Annotated in this window: 15 protein-coding genes; 6 read left to right on the top strand and 9 right to left on the bottom strand. The window is 63.2% G+C overall.

All coding sequences use genetic code 11. The features are described from left to right. Positions 1-300: 300 nt before the first annotated feature. Positions 301-1,293, bottom strand: a complete 993-nt coding sequence (gene ispH, locus FFS21_RS17830; protein WP_137926109.1) for a 4-hydroxy-3-methylbut-2-enyl diphosphate reductase — start codon at positions 1,291-1,293, stop codon at positions 301-303. Next, the gene (locus tag FFS21_RS17825) at positions 1,293-1,784 is read right to left on the bottom strand and encodes an FKBP-type peptidyl-prolyl cis-trans isomerase (RefSeq protein ID WP_137926108.1); all 492 of its coding nucleotides are present in this window, start codon (positions 1,782-1,784) and stop codon (positions 1,293-1,295) included. The genes ispH and FFS21_RS17825 overlap by 1 nt, the downstream gene beginning before the upstream one ends. A 340-nt stretch (positions 1,785-2,124) precedes the next feature. On the opposite strand from FFS21_RS17825, the gene rpmB reads away from it, so the two are divergent. The 3 genes from rpmB to nadB all read left to right on the top strand — a co-directional run bounded on the left by rpmB (position 2,125) and on the right by nadB (position 4,336). After that, positions 2,125-2,358, top strand: coding sequence for a 50S ribosomal protein L28 (gene rpmB / locus FFS21_RS17820; RefSeq protein WP_006575661.1), 234 nt, complete (start codon positions 2,125-2,127; stop codon positions 2,356-2,358). Positions 2,359-2,371: 13 nt separating this feature from the next. Further along, entirely contained in the window at positions 2,372-2,542 is a 171-nt protein-coding gene (gene rpmG / locus FFS21_RS17815; protein ID WP_008644909.1) for a 50S ribosomal protein L33, read from the top strand. 186 nt (positions 2,543-2,728) lie between these two features. Next, positions 2,729-4,336: an L-aspartate oxidase gene (gene nadB / locus FFS21_RS17810; protein ID WP_137926107.1), complete on the top strand. Its 1,608-nt coding sequence runs from the start codon at positions 2,729-2,731 to the stop codon at positions 4,334-4,336. Positions 4,337-4,417: 81 nt separating this feature from the next. Here nadB and nadC read toward each other — a convergent pair whose 3' ends face one another. The 6 genes from nadC to purN form a co-directional block, all read right to left on the bottom strand. Continuing rightward, positions 4,418-5,281 carry a carboxylating nicotinate-nucleotide diphosphorylase gene (gene nadC, locus FFS21_RS17805; RefSeq protein ID WP_137926106.1) on the bottom strand — a complete coding sequence of 288 codons (864 nt, stop codon included), beginning with the start codon at positions 5,279-5,281 and terminating at the stop codon, positions 4,418-4,420. Continuing rightward, entirely contained in the window at positions 5,278-6,432 is a 1,155-nt protein-coding gene (nadA, locus tag FFS21_RS17800; protein WP_137926105.1) for a quinolinate synthase NadA, read from the bottom strand. The genes nadC and nadA overlap by 4 nt, the downstream gene beginning before the upstream one ends. A 146-nt stretch (positions 6,433-6,578) precedes the next feature. Beyond that, entirely contained in the window at positions 6,579-7,769 is a 1,191-nt protein-coding gene (locus tag FFS21_RS17795) for a DesA family fatty acid desaturase (RefSeq protein WP_137926104.1), read from the bottom strand. A 314-nt stretch (positions 7,770-8,083) separates the two neighbouring features. Beyond that, on the bottom strand, positions 8,084-9,436 hold the full coding sequence (locus FFS21_RS17790) for a mechanosensitive ion channel family protein (RefSeq protein WP_137926103.1): 1,353 nt from the start codon (positions 9,434-9,436) through the stop codon (positions 8,084-8,086). Between the two features lie 27 nt (positions 9,437-9,463). After that, on the bottom strand, positions 9,464-10,852 hold the full coding sequence (locus FFS21_RS17785; RefSeq protein WP_137926102.1) for an RsmB/NOP family class I SAM-dependent RNA methyltransferase: 1,389 nt from the start codon (positions 10,850-10,852) through the stop codon (positions 9,464-9,466). Then, positions 10,849-11,508 carry a phosphoribosylglycinamide formyltransferase gene (purN, locus tag FFS21_RS17780; protein WP_137926101.1) on the bottom strand — a complete coding sequence of 220 codons (660 nt, stop codon included), beginning with the start codon at positions 11,506-11,508 and terminating at the stop codon, positions 10,849-10,851. The genes FFS21_RS17785 and purN overlap by 4 nt, the downstream gene beginning before the upstream one ends. A 237-nt stretch (positions 11,509-11,745) precedes the next feature. On the opposite strand from purN, the gene FFS21_RS17775 reads away from it, so the two are divergent. After that, positions 11,746-12,405 carry a response regulator gene (locus FFS21_RS17775; RefSeq protein WP_137926100.1) on the top strand — a complete coding sequence of 220 codons (660 nt, stop codon included), beginning with the start codon at positions 11,746-11,748 and terminating at the stop codon, positions 12,403-12,405. A gap of 25 nt (positions 12,406-12,430) precedes the next feature. Here the strand turns inward: FFS21_RS17775 and FFS21_RS17770 are convergent, their stop codons facing one another. Continuing rightward, on the bottom strand, positions 12,431-14,221 hold the full coding sequence (locus FFS21_RS17770; RefSeq protein WP_137926099.1) for an ATP-binding response regulator: 1,791 nt from the start codon (positions 14,219-14,221) through the stop codon (positions 12,431-12,433). Between the two features lie 302 nt (positions 14,222-14,523). Here FFS21_RS17770 and FFS21_RS17765 point away from each other — a divergent pair, with 302 nt between their 5' ends. Then, positions 14,524-15,513: a bifunctional riboflavin kinase/FAD synthetase gene (locus FFS21_RS17765; RefSeq protein ID WP_137926098.1), complete on the top strand. Its 990-nt coding sequence runs from the start codon at positions 14,524-14,526 to the stop codon at positions 15,511-15,513. Positions 15,514-15,634: 121 nt separating this feature from the next. Further along, on the top strand, positions 15,635-18,423 hold a 2,789-nt coding region (gene ileS / locus FFS21_RS17760; RefSeq protein ID WP_137926097.1), incomplete at its 3' end, for an isoleucine--tRNA ligase.

Below are 18,423 nucleotides of genomic sequence, written 5' to 3'. Positions count from 1 at the left end.
ATGGGGATTACCCTGATATTGTTTGGTCAAGCATGGGGTTATTCCGCTATTAATCGGAGAATTCCGACGGTGGAATGCGGGTTTGCGGGGATTTGGACAAATAACCGCGTGCGAAAGCGGCTTTGAATGTCTGTTGTATAGCGCAATAGCGGCGCGCACCGCGTCGGTGCGCGGCATGGGCGACGGGCACGCGCCCGCATCAAACAGTCGTCACACGGCACAGCGCAAAAACAAAAACGCCGCTGGCGGAGGCGCAGCGGCGTTCGTAAGCAGATGGGCGCACGGAGCGCCCTGGCGTGGTCAGGCGCCCGGCGTCAGGTTCGCCAATCCACGCGGCAGCGGGAACGACATGTTCTCCTCGACGCCTTCCAGGGCACGCACGGACTTCACGCCAAACGTGCGCAGGCGCTCGACGATGGCTTGCGCCAGCACCTCGGGCGCCGATGCACCGGCGGTCAGGCCGATACGGCGCTTGCCCGCGACCCACTCCGGCTTGAGCTGGTCAGGATCGTCGACCATGTAGGCCGGCACACCCAGGCGGTCTGCCAGTTCACGCAGGCGATTGGAGTTCGAGCTGTTCGGGCTGCCCACCACGATCACAACTTCCACCTGGGGCACCATGAACTTCACGGCATCCTGGCGGTTCTGCGTGGCATAGCAGATGTCCTGCTTCTTGGGCTCGCGAATCTGCGGAAACCGCGCCTTGAGCGCCAGCACGATCTCCGCGGTCTCATCTACCGACAGCGTGGTCTGCGTGACATAGGCCAGTTGCGTCGGGTCTGCCACCGTCAGCGCCTGCACGTCCTCGACGGACTCCACCAGCAGCATGCCCGCCTCGGACTGCCCCATCGTGCCTTCCACTTCGGGGTGCCCCTTGTGGCCGATCATGATGATCTCGCAACCTTCCGCGCGCATCTTGCCCACCTCGACGTGGACCTTGGTCACCAGCGGGCAGGTGGCATCGAATATCGTCAGGCCGCGACGCGCCGCGTCGGCGCGCACTTCCTTGGACACGCCATGCGCACTGAAGATGACCGTCGAACCGGAGGGGACTTCCTCCAGTTCGTCGATGAAGATTGCGCCCTTCTTGCGCAGGTCGGCCACCACGTAGGCGTTGTGCACGATCTCGTGACGCACGTAGATCGGCGCGCCGAACAGCGCCAGCGCGCGCTCGACAATCTCGATGGCGCGGTCCACGCCAGCACAGAAGCCGCGCGGTTGCGCCATGAGGATCTCCGCATCGGCGGAGGTGGTGGTATCGGTCATGCTGCGTTCCATTGCCACGGCAGACATCAGAGTATTCCGATCAGCTGGACGTCGAACAGAATCGTCTGTCCGGCCAGCGGGTGATTGAAGTCGAAGAGTGCCGCAGTGTCGCCGTATTCCTTGAGCACGCCAGCGTACTTGCCGCCGCCGGGTGCATTGAATTCGACGAGATCGCCGGGACCGTATTCCTCTTCGAACGAGCTGTTCTCGCGCAGCGTGGCCAGCGAGACCCACTGCAGCAGTTCGGGATTGCGCGGGCCGAACGCCAGTTCCGGCGCCAGGCGGTACGTCATGCGCTCGCCCTCGGGCATGCCGAGCAATGCCTGTTCGAGCGTCGGGGCAAACTGCCCCTGGCCCAGCAACAGCGTGGCGGGCTTTTCCTCGAAGGTACTGACAACTTCGGTACCGTTCTCGAGGGAGATGCTGTAGTGAAGCGTCAGGAAGGAATCGACCTGTACGGTCTTGCGTGCGGCGGTGCCGCTGGGGGCCGCGGCCGGTGCAGCAGTTTGCAGAGTCATGTGAGTCAACCAGTCAACAGCCGCCATTGTATGCGACTCCGGCGCTCTGGCGCTGGACATTGCCCGGTTCCCCTATTACAGTGTGGCCCGCATCGCAGTACGCATCAGTCAGTGCGATGTCCAGAACCAGACCGGCTTTCCGACGCACCACTTGCAACGTGATGCTGGCGGCACAGCGCAACAGTCTTCTTCCGAACCCATCGGAAGGCATTGATTCGCCGCTTGTTTCCGGTCTATAATGTTCGTCTTGCTGAATTACCAATCCGCTGCAGTCCGGGCCCGCGCGCCTTTTGTTGATCTGTTGCGAACATTGTCCACGAATAAGATTTAGGAGTGCTTCATGGCACGCGTCTGTCAAGTGACCGGGAAAGCGCCGATGGTCGGCAACAACGTTTCCCACGCAAACAACAAGACCAAGCGCCGTTTTCTGCCCAATCTGCAGAACCGCCGCTTCTTCGTTGAATCGGAAAACCGCTGGGTGAGCCTGCGCGTCTCGAACGCCGGTCTGCGCCTGATCGACAAGAAAGGCATCGACTCCGTGCTCGCAGATCTGCGCGCACGTGGCGAAGTCTAATTAGGAGTACACCATGGCCAGCAAAGGCGGACGCGACAAGATCAAGCTGGAATCGACCGCAGGTACCGGTCATTTCTACACGACCACCAAGAACAAGCGCACCATGCCGGAAAAGATGGAGATCTCGAAGTTCGATCCCGTCGCCCGTAAGCACGTGCCTTACAAGGAAACCAAGATCAAGTAATTGATCCGTGGTATCCAGCCGAAAGCCTCGCATCCGCGAGGCTTTTTGCATTGTGGGGACGCGCTTTCCGAGCCTGCCGCACCCTGCAACCCTTGTCGTACAAGGGAAAGATGTCAGGATTGTGGCAGTCGGGTGTAGACTTCCCGGTCCCCACACGCCCATTCGCCCCAGGCGATCCCCCGCACCATGAACTTCGATGTCGCGATTGTCGGCAGCGGTCTGGCCGGCCTTACCGTCGCGCTGCAACTTGCCGATACCCACAAGGTAGTTATCCTGAGCAAGCGCAGCATGACAGCCGGGGCGAGCGACTGGGCGCAGGGTGGAATCGCTGCAGTACTGGACTCCGGCGACAGTCACGCCGAGCATACGCAGGACACGCTGGTCGCTGGCGCAGGACTCTGCGATGAGGAGGCCACGCGCTATATCGTCGAACATGGCCGCGATGCGATCCAGTGGCTGATCGACCGAGGCGTGCCGTTCACGCGCGACGCCCAGGCCGAACTTGGTTTCCACCTGACGCGCGAAGGCGGCCACAGCCATCGACGCATCATCCACGCCGCCGATGCCACCGGTCACGCCGTGGTCTCCACGCTCACCGAGCAGGCGCGCAAGCATCCGAACATCACGATCCTCGAAGACCAGTTCGCGATCGATCTCATCACGTCGGCAAAACTGGGCCTGCCCGGCAACCGCTGCTACGGTCTTTACGTACTCGACGCGGCGACCGACGAAGTCCACACGATCACCGCCACGCAAACCGTGCTGGCTGCTGGCGGCGCCGGCAAGGTCTATCTCTATACGACCAACCCCGATACCGCTACTGGTGATGGCATCGCCATGGCGTGGCGCGCGGGCTGCCGCGTGGCGAACATGGAGTTCATCCAGTTCCACCCGACTTGCCTCTACCATCCGTACGCGAAGTCTTTCCTGATTTCGGAGGCGGTGCGCGGCGAAGGCGGCCTGCTCAAGCTGCCTGACGGTACGCGGTTCATGCCTGCCCATGACGACCGCGCAGAGTTGGCGCCGCGCGACGTGGTGGCGCGCGCCATCGACTTCGAGATGAAAAAGCGCGGCCTCGATTGCGTCTACCTCGACATCACACATCAGCCCGAATCGTTCCTGAAGGAACACTTCCCGACGATTCACGCGCGCTGCCTTGAACTGGGCATCGACATCACGAAACAGCCCATTCCCGTCGTACCGGCTGCGCACTACACCTGCGGCGGCGTGGTGACCGACACGGCGGGCCGCACCGACATCGGCAACCTGTATGCCGTGGGCGAAACCGGTTGCACCGGCCTGCACGGGGCCAACCGGCTCGCATCGAACTCCCTGCTGGAATGCATGGTAATCGGCCAGGCTGCGGCCGTCGACATCGCTGCGCATGGCAAGGCAGGCGCGCCGGACATCGCCTTGCCCGCCTGGGACGAGAGCCGCGTGTCCGATGCGGATGAGGAAGTAGTGGTGTCGCACAACTGGGATGAGCTGCGCCGGATGATGTGGAACTACGTCGGCATCGTGCGCACGGACAAGCGGCTGGAACGTGCGCAACATCGCATCGGGTTGTTGCGTGAGGAAATTGCCGAGTACTACGCGAACTTCCGCGTGACGCGCGACCTGCTGGAGCTACGCAATCTTGTGGAAGTGGCGTCGATGATCGTGGAAAGCGCGTATTCACGCCATGAAAGCCGCGGATTGCATTTCAGCCGCGACTATCCGGACACCTTGCCGAAGGCGCTGCCTTCGGTGTTGCAGCCGTTGAGTGGGCGAGCGGGACGGGCGAGCCGGCGTTAACCTTTCGCCCCACCAATTGTTTTCTCCCCTCTCCCGCACGGCGGGAGAGGGGAGCCAAAACTGCGGAGGGGAAGAAACTACCTACCCCACCACCCGCAACGAGTAGTCCGTCGCCCTGACATCCTTCGTCAGCGCGCCCACCGAGATACGGTCCACGCCGGTTTCGGCGAACTGGCGGATCGATTCGTAGTTCACGCCACCCGACACTTCCAGCAATGCACGTTCGCGATTGACCGCTACGGCTTCGCGCATCATGTCCACGGTGAAGTTGTCGATCAGGATCGATCTCGCACCAGCCTCCAGCGCTTCCTGCAATTCGGCAATCGATTCGACTTCGACCTGGATCGAGGCATCGGCGCCCAGTGCTAGCGCCGCCTGCACCGCCGCCGTGATGCTGCCTGCAGCGGCAATGTGGTTTTCCTTGATCAGGATGCCGTCATAGAGCGCCAGCCGCTGGTTCTCGCCGCCGCCCACCTTCACCGCATATTTTTGTGCGAGCCGCAGGCCCGGCAGGGTCTTGCGGGTATCGAGCACGCGTGCGCGCGTGCCGGCAATCAGATCTGCATAACGACGCGTGGCCGTGGCGACACCGGAGAGCAGTTGCAGGAAGTTCAGCGACGGACGTTCGGCGGTCAGCAGCGCGCGCGCCGGACCCGCGATTTCGCACACCAGTTCGTCGGGCGACATCCGCGCGCCCTCTTCCTTGTGCCACGTCACGCGCAGCCGTTCGTCCACGGCCATCATGCTGGCCTCGAACCATGGCCGTCCGCATAGCACTGCCGATTCACGCACGATCACGCGCGCCTGCACCAGCTTGTCGGCCGGCACCAGCAGACCGGTCAAGTCACCGGAACCCACATCCTCGGCGATGGCCGCTTTCACATTGGCGTCGAGCGCCAACGCCAGCGCGGGACCGTAACTATCGAAAATCGGATTCACGCTCATGCCGGACCCACTCCCTGGAACAGCGCGCCTTCCGTGGCGAGGTCGGCAGCGGGACGTACATTGGCCTTCTGCGCGGCGGCGAAATCGAGCATGCGGTCGATGCAGACCACCGCCTTGCGGCCGATGACTGGATCGACGTGGATCTCGTTGCGCCCCGTCTCCAGCACTTCCGCCAGATTCGTGAGGGCATTCATCGCCATCCACGGGCAGTGCGCGCAGCTCTTGCACGTTGCGCTGTTGCCCGCTGTCGGGGCTTCGATGAAGACCTTGCCTGGCGCGGCCATCCGCATCTTGTGCAGGATGCCGTTGTCGGTGGCCACGATGAACTCATTGGCATCGAGATTCTGCGCGGCGGCGATCAACTGGCTCGTCGAGCCGATGACATCGGCCTGTTCCACCACGTTGGCCGGCGACTCCGGATGCACGAGGATCTTCGCCTTCGGATGCTCGCGGCGCAGCAGGTCCAGTTCGATGCCCTTGAACTCGTCATGCACCAGGCACGAGCCCTGCCACAGCAGCATGTCGGCGCCGGTTTCCTTCTGGATGTAGCTGCCCAGATGCTTGTCCGGCGCCCAGAGGATCTTCTTGCCCTGCGCATGCAGGTGCTCGACGATCTTCAGGCCGATGCTCGACGTCACCATCCAGTCCGCGCGAGCTTTCACCGCGGCACTGGTGTTCGCGTAGACCACCACGGTGCGATCGGGGTGAGCGTCACAAAACGCGGTGAACTCATCCGCCGGACAGCCGAGATCGAGCGAGCATGTCGCATCAAGGTCAGGCATCAGGATGGTCTTCTCGGGACTCAGGATCTTGGCGGTCTCGCCCATGAAGCGGACCCCGGCCACCACCAGCGTCTGCGCGGCGTGATCGCGGCCGAAGCGAGCCATCTCCAGCGAGTCCGACACACAGCCGCCCGTCTCTTCTGCCAGATCCTGCAAGTCGGCATCGACGTAATAATGCGCAACCAGCACCGCGTTGCGCTCCTTGAGCAGTCTGCGAATGCGGTCCTTCAGCGCGGCACGTTCGTCCGGGGTGATCGCGGGAGGCACTTTGGCCCAGGCATGGGCCACACAACTGCCGCTGGCAGCGCTTTCGGCATCCGTCAGGTTCGGCTTCTCGAACTCGACGGTCTTGATCGTTTGGGGGGTCATCTCTTCACATACTCCTCGGGGCACCCAGTTGCCGCCGCGCTTTGCATCACGCGGTCTATTGCCAACAACATGGGGCGTGCAGCAAAAAGAAAAAGCCCCGCCGAGGGCGGGGCTTTCTAGCCATGACGGGCGTGCTGCCGATTGTATCAGGCGTATCGGCGCAGGCGCAGCGAAAACTCCTGCAGCGCCTGGATGCCACTGGCTTCGGCGCGATGGCACCAGGCCTGCAACTGCGCCAGCAACTGCTCGCGCGTCATGTTCGAGCGGCCCCAGATCACGGCCAGTTCGCGACGCATTTCCACGAACGTGTGCAGCATCTTGTTCTGCTCGGTGATGGTGGCCAACTGCTGACGCTGCGGCACACCCAGCTTCATCTCTTCACGATGGAACCACTTGCGCGCCGGCTTGTAGTGCGTGTATTCCGGCGAGCCGCCTTCCTTGTGCTTGCGCAGTTCGTCGCGGTACGCGGCCTTCAGCGCCTTGGCATAGCGCGCCATCACGTCGTAGCGGTTGGCGATGATGGCTTCCAGCGTGTTGTGGTCCACTTCGCGCGCTTCCACGAGGCGAGCCTTCGGCGGAGTCTTCTTGACCTTGGCCAGGCCAACCGACTGCATCGCGCGGATGTACCACCAGCCCACATCGATTTCGTACCACTTGATCGAGAACTTGGCCGACGTCGGGTACGTGTGGTGGTTGTTGTGCAGTTCCTCGCCACCGATGATGAAGCCCCACGGCGACACGTTGGTCGAAGCATCCTCGCAATCGTAGTTGCGATAGCCCCACCAGTGACCCAAGCCGTTGATGATGCCGGCGGCATGGATCGGGATCCAGAGCATCTGCACGGCCCACACGGTCATGCCGATCACGCCGAACAGCGCGAGGTCGATGATCAGCATCAGGCCAACGCCCTGCCAGCCAAAGCGCGAGTACACGTTGCGCTCGACCCAGTCATTGGGCGTGCCATGACCGAACTTGGCGATCGTTTCCTTGTTCTTGGACTCGGCGCGATACAGCTCGGCGCCTTCCAGCAGCACCTTGCGGATACCGCGCGTCTGCGGGCTGTGCGGATCGTCCTCGGTCTCGCACTTGGCGTGGTGCTTACGGTGAATGGCGGTCCATTCCTTCGTCACCATTCCCGTGGTCATCCACAGCCAGAATCGGAAGAAATGCTGGGCAATCGGGTGCAGATCCAGCGACCGGTGCGCCATGCAGCGGTGCAGGAAAATGGTCACGCCTGCGATCGTGATGTGGGTCATCACGAGCGTGTAGATCACGATCTCCCACCAGGACCAGTTGGCGAGGCCGTTGGCGGCCCAGTCAAGAATTGTGTCGAACAAACTATGTTCTCCGTCGTAAAACGAGTGTTTGCAGCGCGGCACCACTGTGCGGCGCACCTGTCGCGCAGAAAAAAGACTGCAAAATCATCGATTGCGATAGCTTTCTGGCGCGGGCGGAACCTTGAGGGGCGCCAGGCCGAGGCACGAACCGCTGCAATCTGGCGGTTGTCTGGTGTGGAGGTGGCGGATATCGAAAATCGTATACCCACGACAACCCGGCATTCTACCGGATTGGCGCGGAGGGGACATCCGCTATTTCCCCGACTTCGATAACCCAATCTGCCAAATGTTCCCGAAGGTGGCCCAGAGGCTACCTAGCTGGATGCAATGACTGCCGCCGTGGGCAAAGAAGTGTCGTTAAGCACACGCAACTCACGTTGCGGATAGGGAATAGACACGCCATTTGCCTGGAAGGTCCGCCAAATTGCACGATTCATTGCGGATTGGACGCCCAGCTTGCCGTTCTGAGGATCAGCGATGTAGACCGCGAATTCGTACTCGATACCGCTATCGCCAAACATGACGAGGAACGCCGCCGGCTTCGGTTCCGCCAGAACGCGCGGGATATCGGCCGCGCAAGTCTCGAGCAGGCCGATCACAGTCTCCGGGTCGGTCGCATAGTCGGCCTGCACGCGCACCGCCACGCGGACATTGGTGCCCGAGAACGAATGGTTCTGCACCGCCTGGGCGACGAGTTGCTCGTTTGGCACCAGCGTCTCGCCATCGCCGTTGCGCACTACGGTATAGCGCGTGCGGATCTGCGAGACAATGCCTGTGTACTTGTCTACGGTGATCTGGTCACCCAGCGTCACCGAGCGGTCCAGCAGGATAATGAATCCCGAGATGTAATTGCTGGCGATCTTCTGCAAACCCAGGCCAAGACCGACACCCAGTGCGCCACCGAACACAGACAGCACCGTCAGGTCGATTCCCACCAGCGACAGGCTGAGCAGCAGCGAAACCAGCAGCAGCAGCGCCTTGGCCACGCGCGTCAGCACCACCTTGAGATTGGCATCGAGGCTGCGAGCGCGCATCAGACGCTCCTCCAGCCACGAGCCGAACCACATCGCCACCAGTACGGTCAGCAGAATCCAGACCACGCCCATCAGTGCGTCGGCCACGCTGATCGGGTGCTTACCGCCCACCGGGAAGCGCATCTCCTCCATCCAGCGGATCACGTCGGGCAGCACGCCGGTGACGTACAGCGCCATGCCCACCCACACCAGCGTCGTCAGCACTTTCTCGACCAGCACAAGCATGCCGTGCAACTGGCCGTTGGCGGATATCACGCGGCGCAGGACGTAGAAGGCGATATAGAGCGATGTGATGCCAAACAGCGGTACCAGGGCGAGGCGCAGCACGCTGACCGAAACGAACGGCGCCAGCGCAAAACGCGCCACCAGCACCAGCAGCCAGCCGAACAGCGGGAACATCGCCTTTTCGAGACTGACAGCGGCCAGCCGCAGGGCGAAGCTCGCGTCTTCGTGGCGCGATTCCAGACGCCGCACGACGAATCGCGCCAGCAGCCATGCCACGGCAAGGCTGCCGACCAGCACGCCGATCTGCCAGAAGAAGCCCGGCCCTCCGGCATCGTGGATCAGATCGTCGAGCAACTTGCCCAGAACGGAATGCGAGTTCGTCAGCTCGGCCAGCGTGGTAGGGTTCATCGGCACGGATCAGCGTTCAACGGGATATCAACGCGTGCGTTCCAGCACGGCAGCGAAGAAGCCGTCGGTCTGATGAACGTGCGGATAAAGCGCCAACATGCCGCTTTCTGCCGGCAAGTTGGGCACCTCGATCTTCTGTTCGGCAAAGATTTCGGCGGCCGGCACCAGTCGGAAATTCTCGTTCTTGGCGAGGAAATCGCGGACGATGGCTTCGTTTTCCGCTTCGAGCACGCTGCAAGTGGCGTACACGACCCGTCCGCCACCCTTCACGAGCTTGGCGGCTGCTTCGAGGATGGCTGCCTGCTTGGCGGTCAGCTCGATGATCGACTCTGGCGACTGGCGCCATTTCAGATCGGGGTTGCGACGCAGGGTGCCGAGGCCGCTGCACGGTGCATCCACCAGCACGCGATCGATCTTGCCAGCCAGCCGCTTGACCTTGGCGTCGCGTTCCGAATCGATCAGCACGGGATGCACATTGGACAGGCCGCTACGTGCCAGACGCGGCTTCAGGTTGGTCAGTCGCTTTTCGGAAACGTCGAAGGCATAGAGCCGGCCGGTCGAACGCATTTGCATGCCCAGCGCCAGCGTCTTTCCGCCCGCGCCTGCGCAGAAGTCCACCACCATTTCGCCACGCTTCGGTGCCACCAGATGGCACAGCAACTGGCTGCCTTCGTCCTGCACTTCCACGCCACCGTTGATGAACAGCGGCAGCTGGTTCAGCGCGGGCTTGCCCTTGAGGCGGATACCGGCCGGCGCCATTGGTGCGGGCTCCGCGGCAATCCCGGCGGTTTCGAGTTCGGCCAGCGCTTCCTCGCGGGACAGCTTGGCCGTGTTCACACGCAGGTCCAGCGGCGCCGGACGCAGCCAGGCATCGCCGATGGCAGCCGTGAACGGCTCGCCATGATGCGCAACCAGATCGTCGTAAAGCCACTCCGGCAAGTTGGCACGCACGCGCGGCGCCAGGCTCGAGCGTTCGATCGTCGTCAGGCGATCCAGCCACTCGGCTTCATCGGGATACAGGAACGGCGTCAGCACGTCGCGGCCAAGCGTCGAGGCCAGTCCCAGCAGACCAAGGCGGCGGGTGGCGGAGCCTGTGCCGCTTTCCGCAAATTGACCAAATTCGACGCGTCTACGCAACACTGCAAAAATCGCTTCCGCAATGATTCCGCGGTCACGATGGCCAAGTTTGTTATTTTCTCGGAAGTAGTAGCTGACCACAGCATCCGAAGGACGCGCGAACAGCAGCACCTTGCCGATCAGTCGCTCGATGTGCTGCAAATGGAAGGCCTGCAGGCCACCCGGATTGCGCGGGCCATCGGTGCCAGGCTGGCGCGCCATGCGAATCGGGCTGCCCTTGCCCTTGTTGGTGCGGGGGCGCTGGCGATTGTCCGGGGTGGAAGAGGGATTACGACTCATGGCTGTTTTCCTGCCGCTTCGGGCGAGATGGCCATGAACCATTGGGGTTCGGCCGGTTGAACTTGAACAACGCCGTTCTGCAATTGCAGGCGGTCTTCGACAAACCAGCGCACAGCGCGCGGGTAGATGACATGTTCGCTATCGAGCAAACGATCGGCCAGGGACTCGGGTGTGTCGCCTGGCAGTACATCGAGTGCAGCTTGTATCACGATCGGGCCATGATCGAGTTGCGGCGTGACGAAGTGCACGGTCGCGCCATGCAACTTGACCCCCGCGTCCAGCGCCTGGCGATGCGTATGCATGCCCGGAAAACTCGGCAACAGCGAGGGATGGATGTTGAGCATGCGGCCGGCAAAGTGCTCGACGAACTCCGTCGTCAGAATGCGCATGAACCCCGCCAGCACCACGATATCGGGCTGGTACGCCTCGATGGCGTCGCGCATCGCGGCATCGAATGCAGCACGGTCGGCAAACAGCTTATGGTCCACCACGCCTGTGGCGATACCGTGATCGGCAGCGAACGCGAGCCCCGACGCATCGGGCCGGTTCGACAATACAGCAGCCACGCGCGCCGGCCATCGCTCGGCTGCGCAGGCCCGGACGATCGCTTCCATATTGGAGCCACGCCCGGAAATCAATATGACAATATTTTTCATCGCCGCGATTCTACCAAGCTGTGGTGCAAACGCTTGTAAAGCATGCACATTAGGCACTTAATTACCGCGAAACGCGCACGGGACAACGCTTTTGGGGACGTATGCAACAAGAAACACCATGTTGCGACCGATTGTGACGCGCACCCCGCTCTGTTAGAGTGGGCTTTACGTCCACGCGCCGATTTCTAGGAAAACGGTGACAACAAGGGCGAAATGGGAAATTAGACGGGAATACGCATGTCGAACGCTGCACCGACTCTGTTGGTGGTCGATGATCATCCTATGGCTCTTTCCGGCACCACCGCGTTCCTCGCGGAGGTGATGCCCGACGTTGCAGTACATGCTGCCGGTAGCGCCAAGGAAGCTCTCCACTCGCTGAACCAGGGACTCCGTCCCGATATCGTGTTGCTGGATATCTGGCTGAATGACGGCACTGGCTTCGACGCCATGCAGGCATTCAAGACCGTGATTCCCGGCGCGCGCTTCATCTTCATGTCCGCCGAAGCCACGCCCGAGATCGTGGGCCGTGCACGCGCGCTGTCCGCTTGCGGCTTCGTTGGCAAGCACCTCGATGCCAACGCCTTCACGGCCGCCGTGCGAAAGGTTCTGGCTGGCGATACGAGTTTTCCGACCGATGAAGCCTTGTCGGGCCGCTCGCAGGCCTTCGGACCCGCCCACGGCATTCCGGTCACGCCCGCCGAACTGGGCCTGACGCCGCGTCAGGGCTCCGTGCTGGCACTGGTGCTGGAAGGACTGCCGAACAAGGTCATCGCGCGCAAGCTCGGCCTGACCGAGAACACGGTGAAGGAACACGTATCCGCCATCCTGCAACGTCTTGGCGTACGCACGCGCATGCAGGTGATGTCGCGAATGGAGCGGTTCCGCCTGCGCCAGTAAGCGCCGGCTCCTCGTCCAGCGCTTCTCAGACCGCAGTCAGCCAGCGGCGCAGCAGCATGCGCAGGTTGGCGGGGTCCACGGGCTTGGGCAGCACGAAGTAGCCCGCGTCCTCGGCCGCCAACAGCGCCGCGGATTTCAGGTCGCCCGTCAGCAGCGCGCTGCGCGCCTGCGGTTGCGTGGTCTGCCAGCGTTCCAGCAGATCCAGTCCGTTTTCGTTGCCGGGCAGGCGCAGGTCGCAGAAGATGATGTCCGGCTTCAGCCCCTTGGCGAACAACGCGTCGGCCTCCTGCCCGTGCGCGGCACACGCGACACGAATTCCCCACGCCTCCATCAGCGCAATCCACGCCTTGCGGATCTGACTGTCGTCATCGACGACCAGTACCGTGCCGCGCAGCCGATCCTGCCGCGCCTCCTCGGCCTGCGCATTCTTGCGCATCGCGCGCACGCTGGCCACGGTCTCGTCCGGCACGGGCGCCAATGCAAACCAGAATACCGAACCCTTGCCGGGCACCGAACGCACGCCGTAGGTTCCGCGCATCAGACGCACGCATTCCTTGAAGATCGCCAGGCCCAGGCCGAGCCCTTGCGACGGATCGCGCTGCGGATTGTGAACCTGGTAGTACGGCGAGAAGATTTCTGGCAGATGCTCGGGCGTGATGCCCGCGCCGGTATCCCACACCTCCACGCGCACGTGCTTGCGGCGCTGCCGTGCTGTCACCAGGATGCCGCCGCGCTTTGTGTACCGCAGCGCGTTCTGCACAAGGTTGAAGAGCGCCCGGCGCAGCAGTACCGGCTCGGCCATCGCGTAGAGTTCGTCAGGCACGCGCGGCGTCAGCGTCAGGCCGCTCTCGCGCGCATCGGCAGCAAACTGGCTCATCACGTCGTTCACCAGTGCGTTGAGTTCGCACGGCTCCATCGTGGGCAGCACCTTGCGCCCTTCGAGCTTCGACAGATCCAGCAGCGAGCGGAACAGCAGGTCGATGGTTTGCGTGCCGGCGGCCACCTGCTCCACCAAGGGGTGTAACGCAGTTGACTGGTTCCGGGCCCGCAGCGCCTCCACCAGCATCACCAGCGCATGCACGGGTTGGCGCAAGTCATGGCTTGCCGCAGCCAGGAAACGCGATTTCTCCTCGCTCGCATGAAGCGCCCGCTCCTTTTCCTCCTGGAACTGCTTGGCCAGCCGCCGGCTTTCCGATTCCAGCTGGATGGCGCGCACCAGCGTGTGCTGCAGATTCAACGAGTGGCGCGCCAGCATCAGCGCGTAGATCACGAGCAGGATCTGCACGTACCCGCCATGGCCGGGGAAGGCGAAATCGGCCAGCAGGATATTGGGCACCAGGATCGGCACCCCGGCGAAGACAAGGTTCGACGGAATCGGCGATTGGGACGTGGCGCCCCCCGCCAGCACGCCGAGCGTCAGCAGGTAGAGCACGGCGGAGAACACCATCGAACTGGTGTAGAGGTGCAGCAGCGCGGAGCTTCCCCAGGTCAGGCCTGTCAGGAAGGCGATGGCGCGCATGTTGTTCCACCACTTGCGCGTGTGCGCCGAGCGGCTCATCTTGCCGCTGTCGCGTTTGAAGCCTACGTAAAACCAGCTACCGGCGACGGTCAGCACCAGCATGATGGCGCACCAGAGCAGCAGCGCCACCTGGTTGGCTTCGTACCAGAACGTCCAGGCGGTCAGGCCGGGGAGCAGCACCGAGGACGCAATGGCCGTGGGCGAGACCCGATGGACGGTGACCAGCAGCTTGGCCCGAGTTTCGGTGTCCAGCTGCGGTCCGGGGGGCGGCAGTAGCTTGTTAAGCAGCGCGTTCAAGAGTGGAGTGCCCGGTATCGTGGCGACGACAGCCCACTGCAAAAAGCTTCCCGCGAACAGGGTTGGACGGGGGCTGACCGTTGCAGGAATCGTGCGGTTCATGTTCCGAATGGCGCATATCATGCCGCCTTTCTCCGCCTCACGCCATCGCCCGGCGGTGCAATTCGCCATAAATTCGCCATTTTTGGCAGCTTGCCCACACCCCCATCGGCGTCGAGTCGGCAATTCGGCCAGGCAGGGGGCAACGCGGGCCATTCGCCTTATAATGCTCGCTTTCCCTAAAACGCTCGTCCGCCGTCCTCGTGAAAGTCTTCCGCGGCCTGCCCAACGCCGAAAGCCGGGCGCCCTGCGCGCTCACCATCGGTAATTTCGACGGTGTGCATCGCGGCCACCAGTCGTTGCTCGCGCGCGCCCGTGCGGCCGCCGATGCGCGTGGCCTGCCGCTGTGCGTGATGACATTCGAGCCGCATCCGCGCGAATTTTTCGCGCCGGAGCACGCCCCTACCCGCATCGCCCTGCTGCGCGACAAGCTCGACGCTCTGCGTAGCAATGGCGTGGATCGGGTGGTCGTGGAGCACTTCAACGCCCATTTCGCCGCGCAGTCGCCGCAACAGTTCGTCGAGAACGTGCTGTGGAACGGCCTGCACGCGCGCTGGGTGCTGGTGGGCGACGATTTCCGCTTTGGCGCCCGTCGTGCCGGTGACTTCAGCTACCTGAAGGAAGCCGGTCGCGAATTCGGCTTCGATGTCGAGCAGATGGGTTCGGTGTCCGAAGGCGGCATCCGCATCTCCAGCTCCGCCGTACGCCAGGCGCTGGCCGACGGCGATCTCGAACACGCACGCCGGCTGCTTGGCCACGGCTACGCCATCAGCGGGCACGTGATTCACGGCCGCAAGCTGGGGCGCAACCTCGGCTTCCCCACGCTGAACCTCAAGATCTCGCACAAGCGGCCTGCCGTGAACGGCATCTTCGTGGTGCAGGTGCATGGCATTGCCGACCACCCGCTGCCCGGCGTGGCCAGCATCGGCGTGCGGCCGACCGTCGAGGATGCGGGCCGCGTGCTGCTGGAAGTGCATCTGTTCGACGTGAACCAGAACCTGTACGGCAAGCTCGTGCGCGTGGAGTTCATGAAGAAGCTACGCGACGAGGAGCGTTTCCATTCGCTGGACGCACTGACCGCCGCCATCGCCAAGGACGCCGAGGACGCGCGTGCGTTCTTCGGCCTGAGCGCGCCCGAGGCAGGGGGTGGCCGGCGCGACTTCGCCACGTCCGCCACCGACCGAATTAGCTAGCGGCCGGCAGCGCGTGTGCACCTGATGCATCGCCGCCGGACCCGCCCTGCCTCATCCGAAATGACACGCGCGCGGCGCGCTTCCCTGCGCCGCGCCTCACGAATTGCCCCGAGAATCGAACATGTCCGACGACAAACGCGCCAAGCCTGAAAAAAGCAAGTATCCGGTCAACCTGCTGGATACCCCGTTCCCGATGCGCGGCGATCTGCCCAAGCGCGAGCCGCTGTGGGTCAAGCAGTGGCAGGACAAGCAGCTCTACAAGAAGATCCGTGCCGCCCGTAAAGGCGCGAAGAAATTTGTGCTGCATGACGGCCCTCCGTATGCCAACGGCGACATCCACATCGGCCACGCCGTGAACAAGGTCCTCAAGGACATGATTATCAAGGCGCGCGGCCTGACCGGCCTCGACGCGGTCTACGTGCCGGGCTGGGACTGCCACGGCATGCCGATCGAAATCCAGATCGAGAAGCAGTTCGGCAAGGGCCTGCCCGTGCAGGAAGTCCAGGCCAAGGCGCGCGCCTACGCCACCGAGCAGATCGCCCGCCAGAAGAAGGATTTCGAGCGCCTGGGCGTGCTGGGCGACTGGGACAATCCGTACCTGACCATGAACTTCAGCAACGAAGCGGACGAGCTGCGTGCGCTGGGCAAGATCATGGAGAAAGGCTACGTGTTCCGCGGCCTCAAGCCCGTGAACTGGTGCTTCGACTGCGGCTCGGCGCTGGCCGAGGCTGAAGTGGAATACAAGGACAAGGTCGACCTGTCGATCGACGTGGGCTTCCCGTTTGCCGAAGCCGACAAGATCGCCCACGCATTCCACGTGCCGCTGGCCACGCTCGAAGGCAAGCCGGGCTGGGTGGTGATCTGGACCACCACGCCGTGGACCATCCCGTCCAACCAGGCGCTGAACATGCACCCGGAAGTGGAGTACGCGCTGGTGGATACGCCGCGCGGCTTCCTGATCCTGGCGAAGGATCGTGTCGAAGAACAACTGAAGACGTACGCGCTGGAAGGTTCGATCGTTGCCACCGCACGCGGCGATGCGCTGACCGAGGTGCGCTTCCACCATCCCCTGGCAAAGATGGATGCCGGCTACGCACGCACCTCGCCCGTGTACCTGGGCGACTACGTGACCACCGATACCGGCACCGGCATCGTCCACTCGGCACCGGCCTACGGCGTGGAAGACTTCCAGTCGTGCAAGGCGCATGGCATGGCCGACGCCGACATCATCAGCCCTGTGATGGGCGATGGCGTCTACGCCAGCACGCTGCCGCTGTTCGGCGGGCTGTCGATCTGGGCCGCGAACCCGAAGATCGTGGAAGTGCTGCGCGAATCGGGCAACCTGTTCAACTCGCACAAGTACGAGCACAGCTACATGCACTGCTGGCGTCACAAGACGCCGATCATCTACCGCGCCACGTCGCAGTGGTTCGCGGGCATGGACGTGACCCCGGTGGACAATTCGGCAACGCTGCGTGAGACCGCGCTGGCCGGCATCGACAACACCGAGTTCTTCCCGGCCTGGGGCAAGCAGCGCCTGCACAACATGATCGCCAACCGCCCGGACTGGACGCTCTCGCGCCAGCGCCAGTGGGGCGTGCCGATGGCATTCTTCATCCACAAGGAAACCGGCGCGCTGCACCCGAACACGCCCGCGCTGCTGGAAGAAGTGGCCAAGCGCGTGGAAAAGAGCGGCATCGAGGCGTGGCAATCGCTCGACCCGAAGGAACTGCTCGGCGAGGAAGCCGCCCTGTACGAGAAGAACCGCGACACGCTCGACGTGTGGTTCGACTCCGGCACCACGCACTGGACCGTGATCCGCGGCTCGCATCGTGACGAACTGTACGATCCGTCGGCCGACCAGCCCGATGGCCGCCTGGCTGACCTGTACCTCGAAGGTTCGGACCAGCACCGCGGCTGGTTCCACTCGTCCCTGCTGACCGCGTCGATGCTGTACGGCAAGCCGCCGTACAAGGCACTGCTGACGCACGGCTTCACCGTCGACGGCGAAGGCCGCAAGATGTCGAAGTCGGTGGGCAACACGGTGGCGCCGCAGGACATCTCGAACAAGATGGGCGCCGAGATCATCCGCCTGTGGGTGGCCTCGACCGACTATTCGGGCGAGCTGTCGATCTCCGACGAGATCCTGAAGCGCGTGGTGGAAGGCTATCGCCGCATCCGCAACACGCTGCGCTTCCTGCTGGCCAACCTGACCGACTACGACCACGGCAAGCATGCCCTGCCGGCATCGGAGTGGCTGGAAATCGACCGCTACGCCGTGGCGCTGACCGAGCGGCTGCAAAAGGAAGTGCTGTCGCATTACCAGCAGTACGAGTTCCACCCGGTGGTCGCCAAGCTGCAGACGTTCTGCTCCGAAGACCTCGGCGGCTTCTACCTCGACGTGCTCAAGGATCGTCTGTACACCTCGGCGCCTGATTCGAAGGACCGCCGCGCGGCGCAGAACGCGATCTACCACATCACGCAGGCCATGCTGCACTGGATGGCCCCGTTCCTCTCGTTCACGGCGGAGGAAGCGTGGCAGATCTTTGCCCACGGCACCGAGCACACGGACACCATCTTCACGAGCACGTACTACGACGTGCCGAGTGTGGACGATGCGGACAACCTGCTGCAGAAGTGGCACGACATCCGTACGGTCCGCGCCGAGGTCACGCGCCAGCTCGAAGCTGTGCGCGTGGAAGGCGAGATCGGTTCTTCGCTGCAGGCCGAAGTCACGATCGCGGCCGGTGGCCCTGTGCTGGCTGCGCTGCAGAGCCTGGACGACGACCTGCGCTTCGTGTTGCTGACGTCGGCCGCCAAGGTCACGCCGGCTCCCGAAGGCGGTGACCTGCTGGTGACGGTCACGCCGTCGCAGCACGCCAAGTGCGAGCGCTGCTGGCACTACCGCGC

The sequence above is a fragment of the Cupriavidus sp. 2SB genome (assembly GCF_005503625.1).
Classification (GTDB): Bacteria; Pseudomonadota; Gammaproteobacteria; order Burkholderiales; family Burkholderiaceae; genus Cupriavidus.
Note: the sequence above shows the minus strand (reverse complement) of the source record. Positions and strands in the feature narration are given on the sequence as shown.

Bases quoted from the DNA above. Each gene is read 5' to 3' on its own strand.
- FFS21_RS17825 (WP_137926108.1), bottom strand. From the start codon at position 1,784: ATGACTCTGCAAACTGCTGCACCGGCCGCGGCCCCCAGCGGCACCGCC.
- ispH (WP_137926109.1), bottom strand. From the start codon at position 1,293: ATGTCTGCCGTGGCAATGGAACGCAGCATGACCGATACCACCACCTCC.
- nadA (WP_137926105.1), bottom strand. From the start codon at position 6,432: ATGACCCCCCAAACGATCAAGACCGTCGAGTTCGAGAAGCCGAACCTG.
- FFS21_RS17785 (WP_137926102.1), bottom strand. From the start codon at position 10,852: ATGAGTCGTAATCCCTCTTCCACCCCGGACAATCGCCAGCGCCCCCGC.
- FFS21_RS17790 (WP_137926103.1), bottom strand. From the start codon at position 9,436: ATGAACCCTACCACGCTGGCCGAGCTGACGAACTCGCATTCCGTTCTG.
- nadB (WP_137926107.1), top strand. From the start codon at position 2,729: ATGAACTTCGATGTCGCGATTGTCGGCAGCGGTCTGGCCGGCCTTACC.
- rpmB (WP_006575661.1), top strand. From the start codon at position 2,125: ATGGCACGCGTCTGTCAAGTGACCGGGAAAGCGCCGATGGTCGGCAAC.
- rpmG (WP_008644909.1), top strand. From the start codon at position 2,372: ATGGCCAGCAAAGGCGGACGCGACAAGATCAAGCTGGAATCGACCGCA.
- purN (WP_137926101.1), bottom strand. From the start codon at position 11,508: ATGAAAAATATTGTCATATTGATTTCCGGGCGTGGCTCCAATATGGAA.
- FFS21_RS17775 (WP_137926100.1), top strand. From the start codon at position 11,746: ATGTCGAACGCTGCACCGACTCTGTTGGTGGTCGATGATCATCCTATG.
- nadC (WP_137926106.1), bottom strand. From the start codon at position 5,281: ATGAGCGTGAATCCGATTTTCGATAGTTACGGTCCCGCGCTGGCGTTG.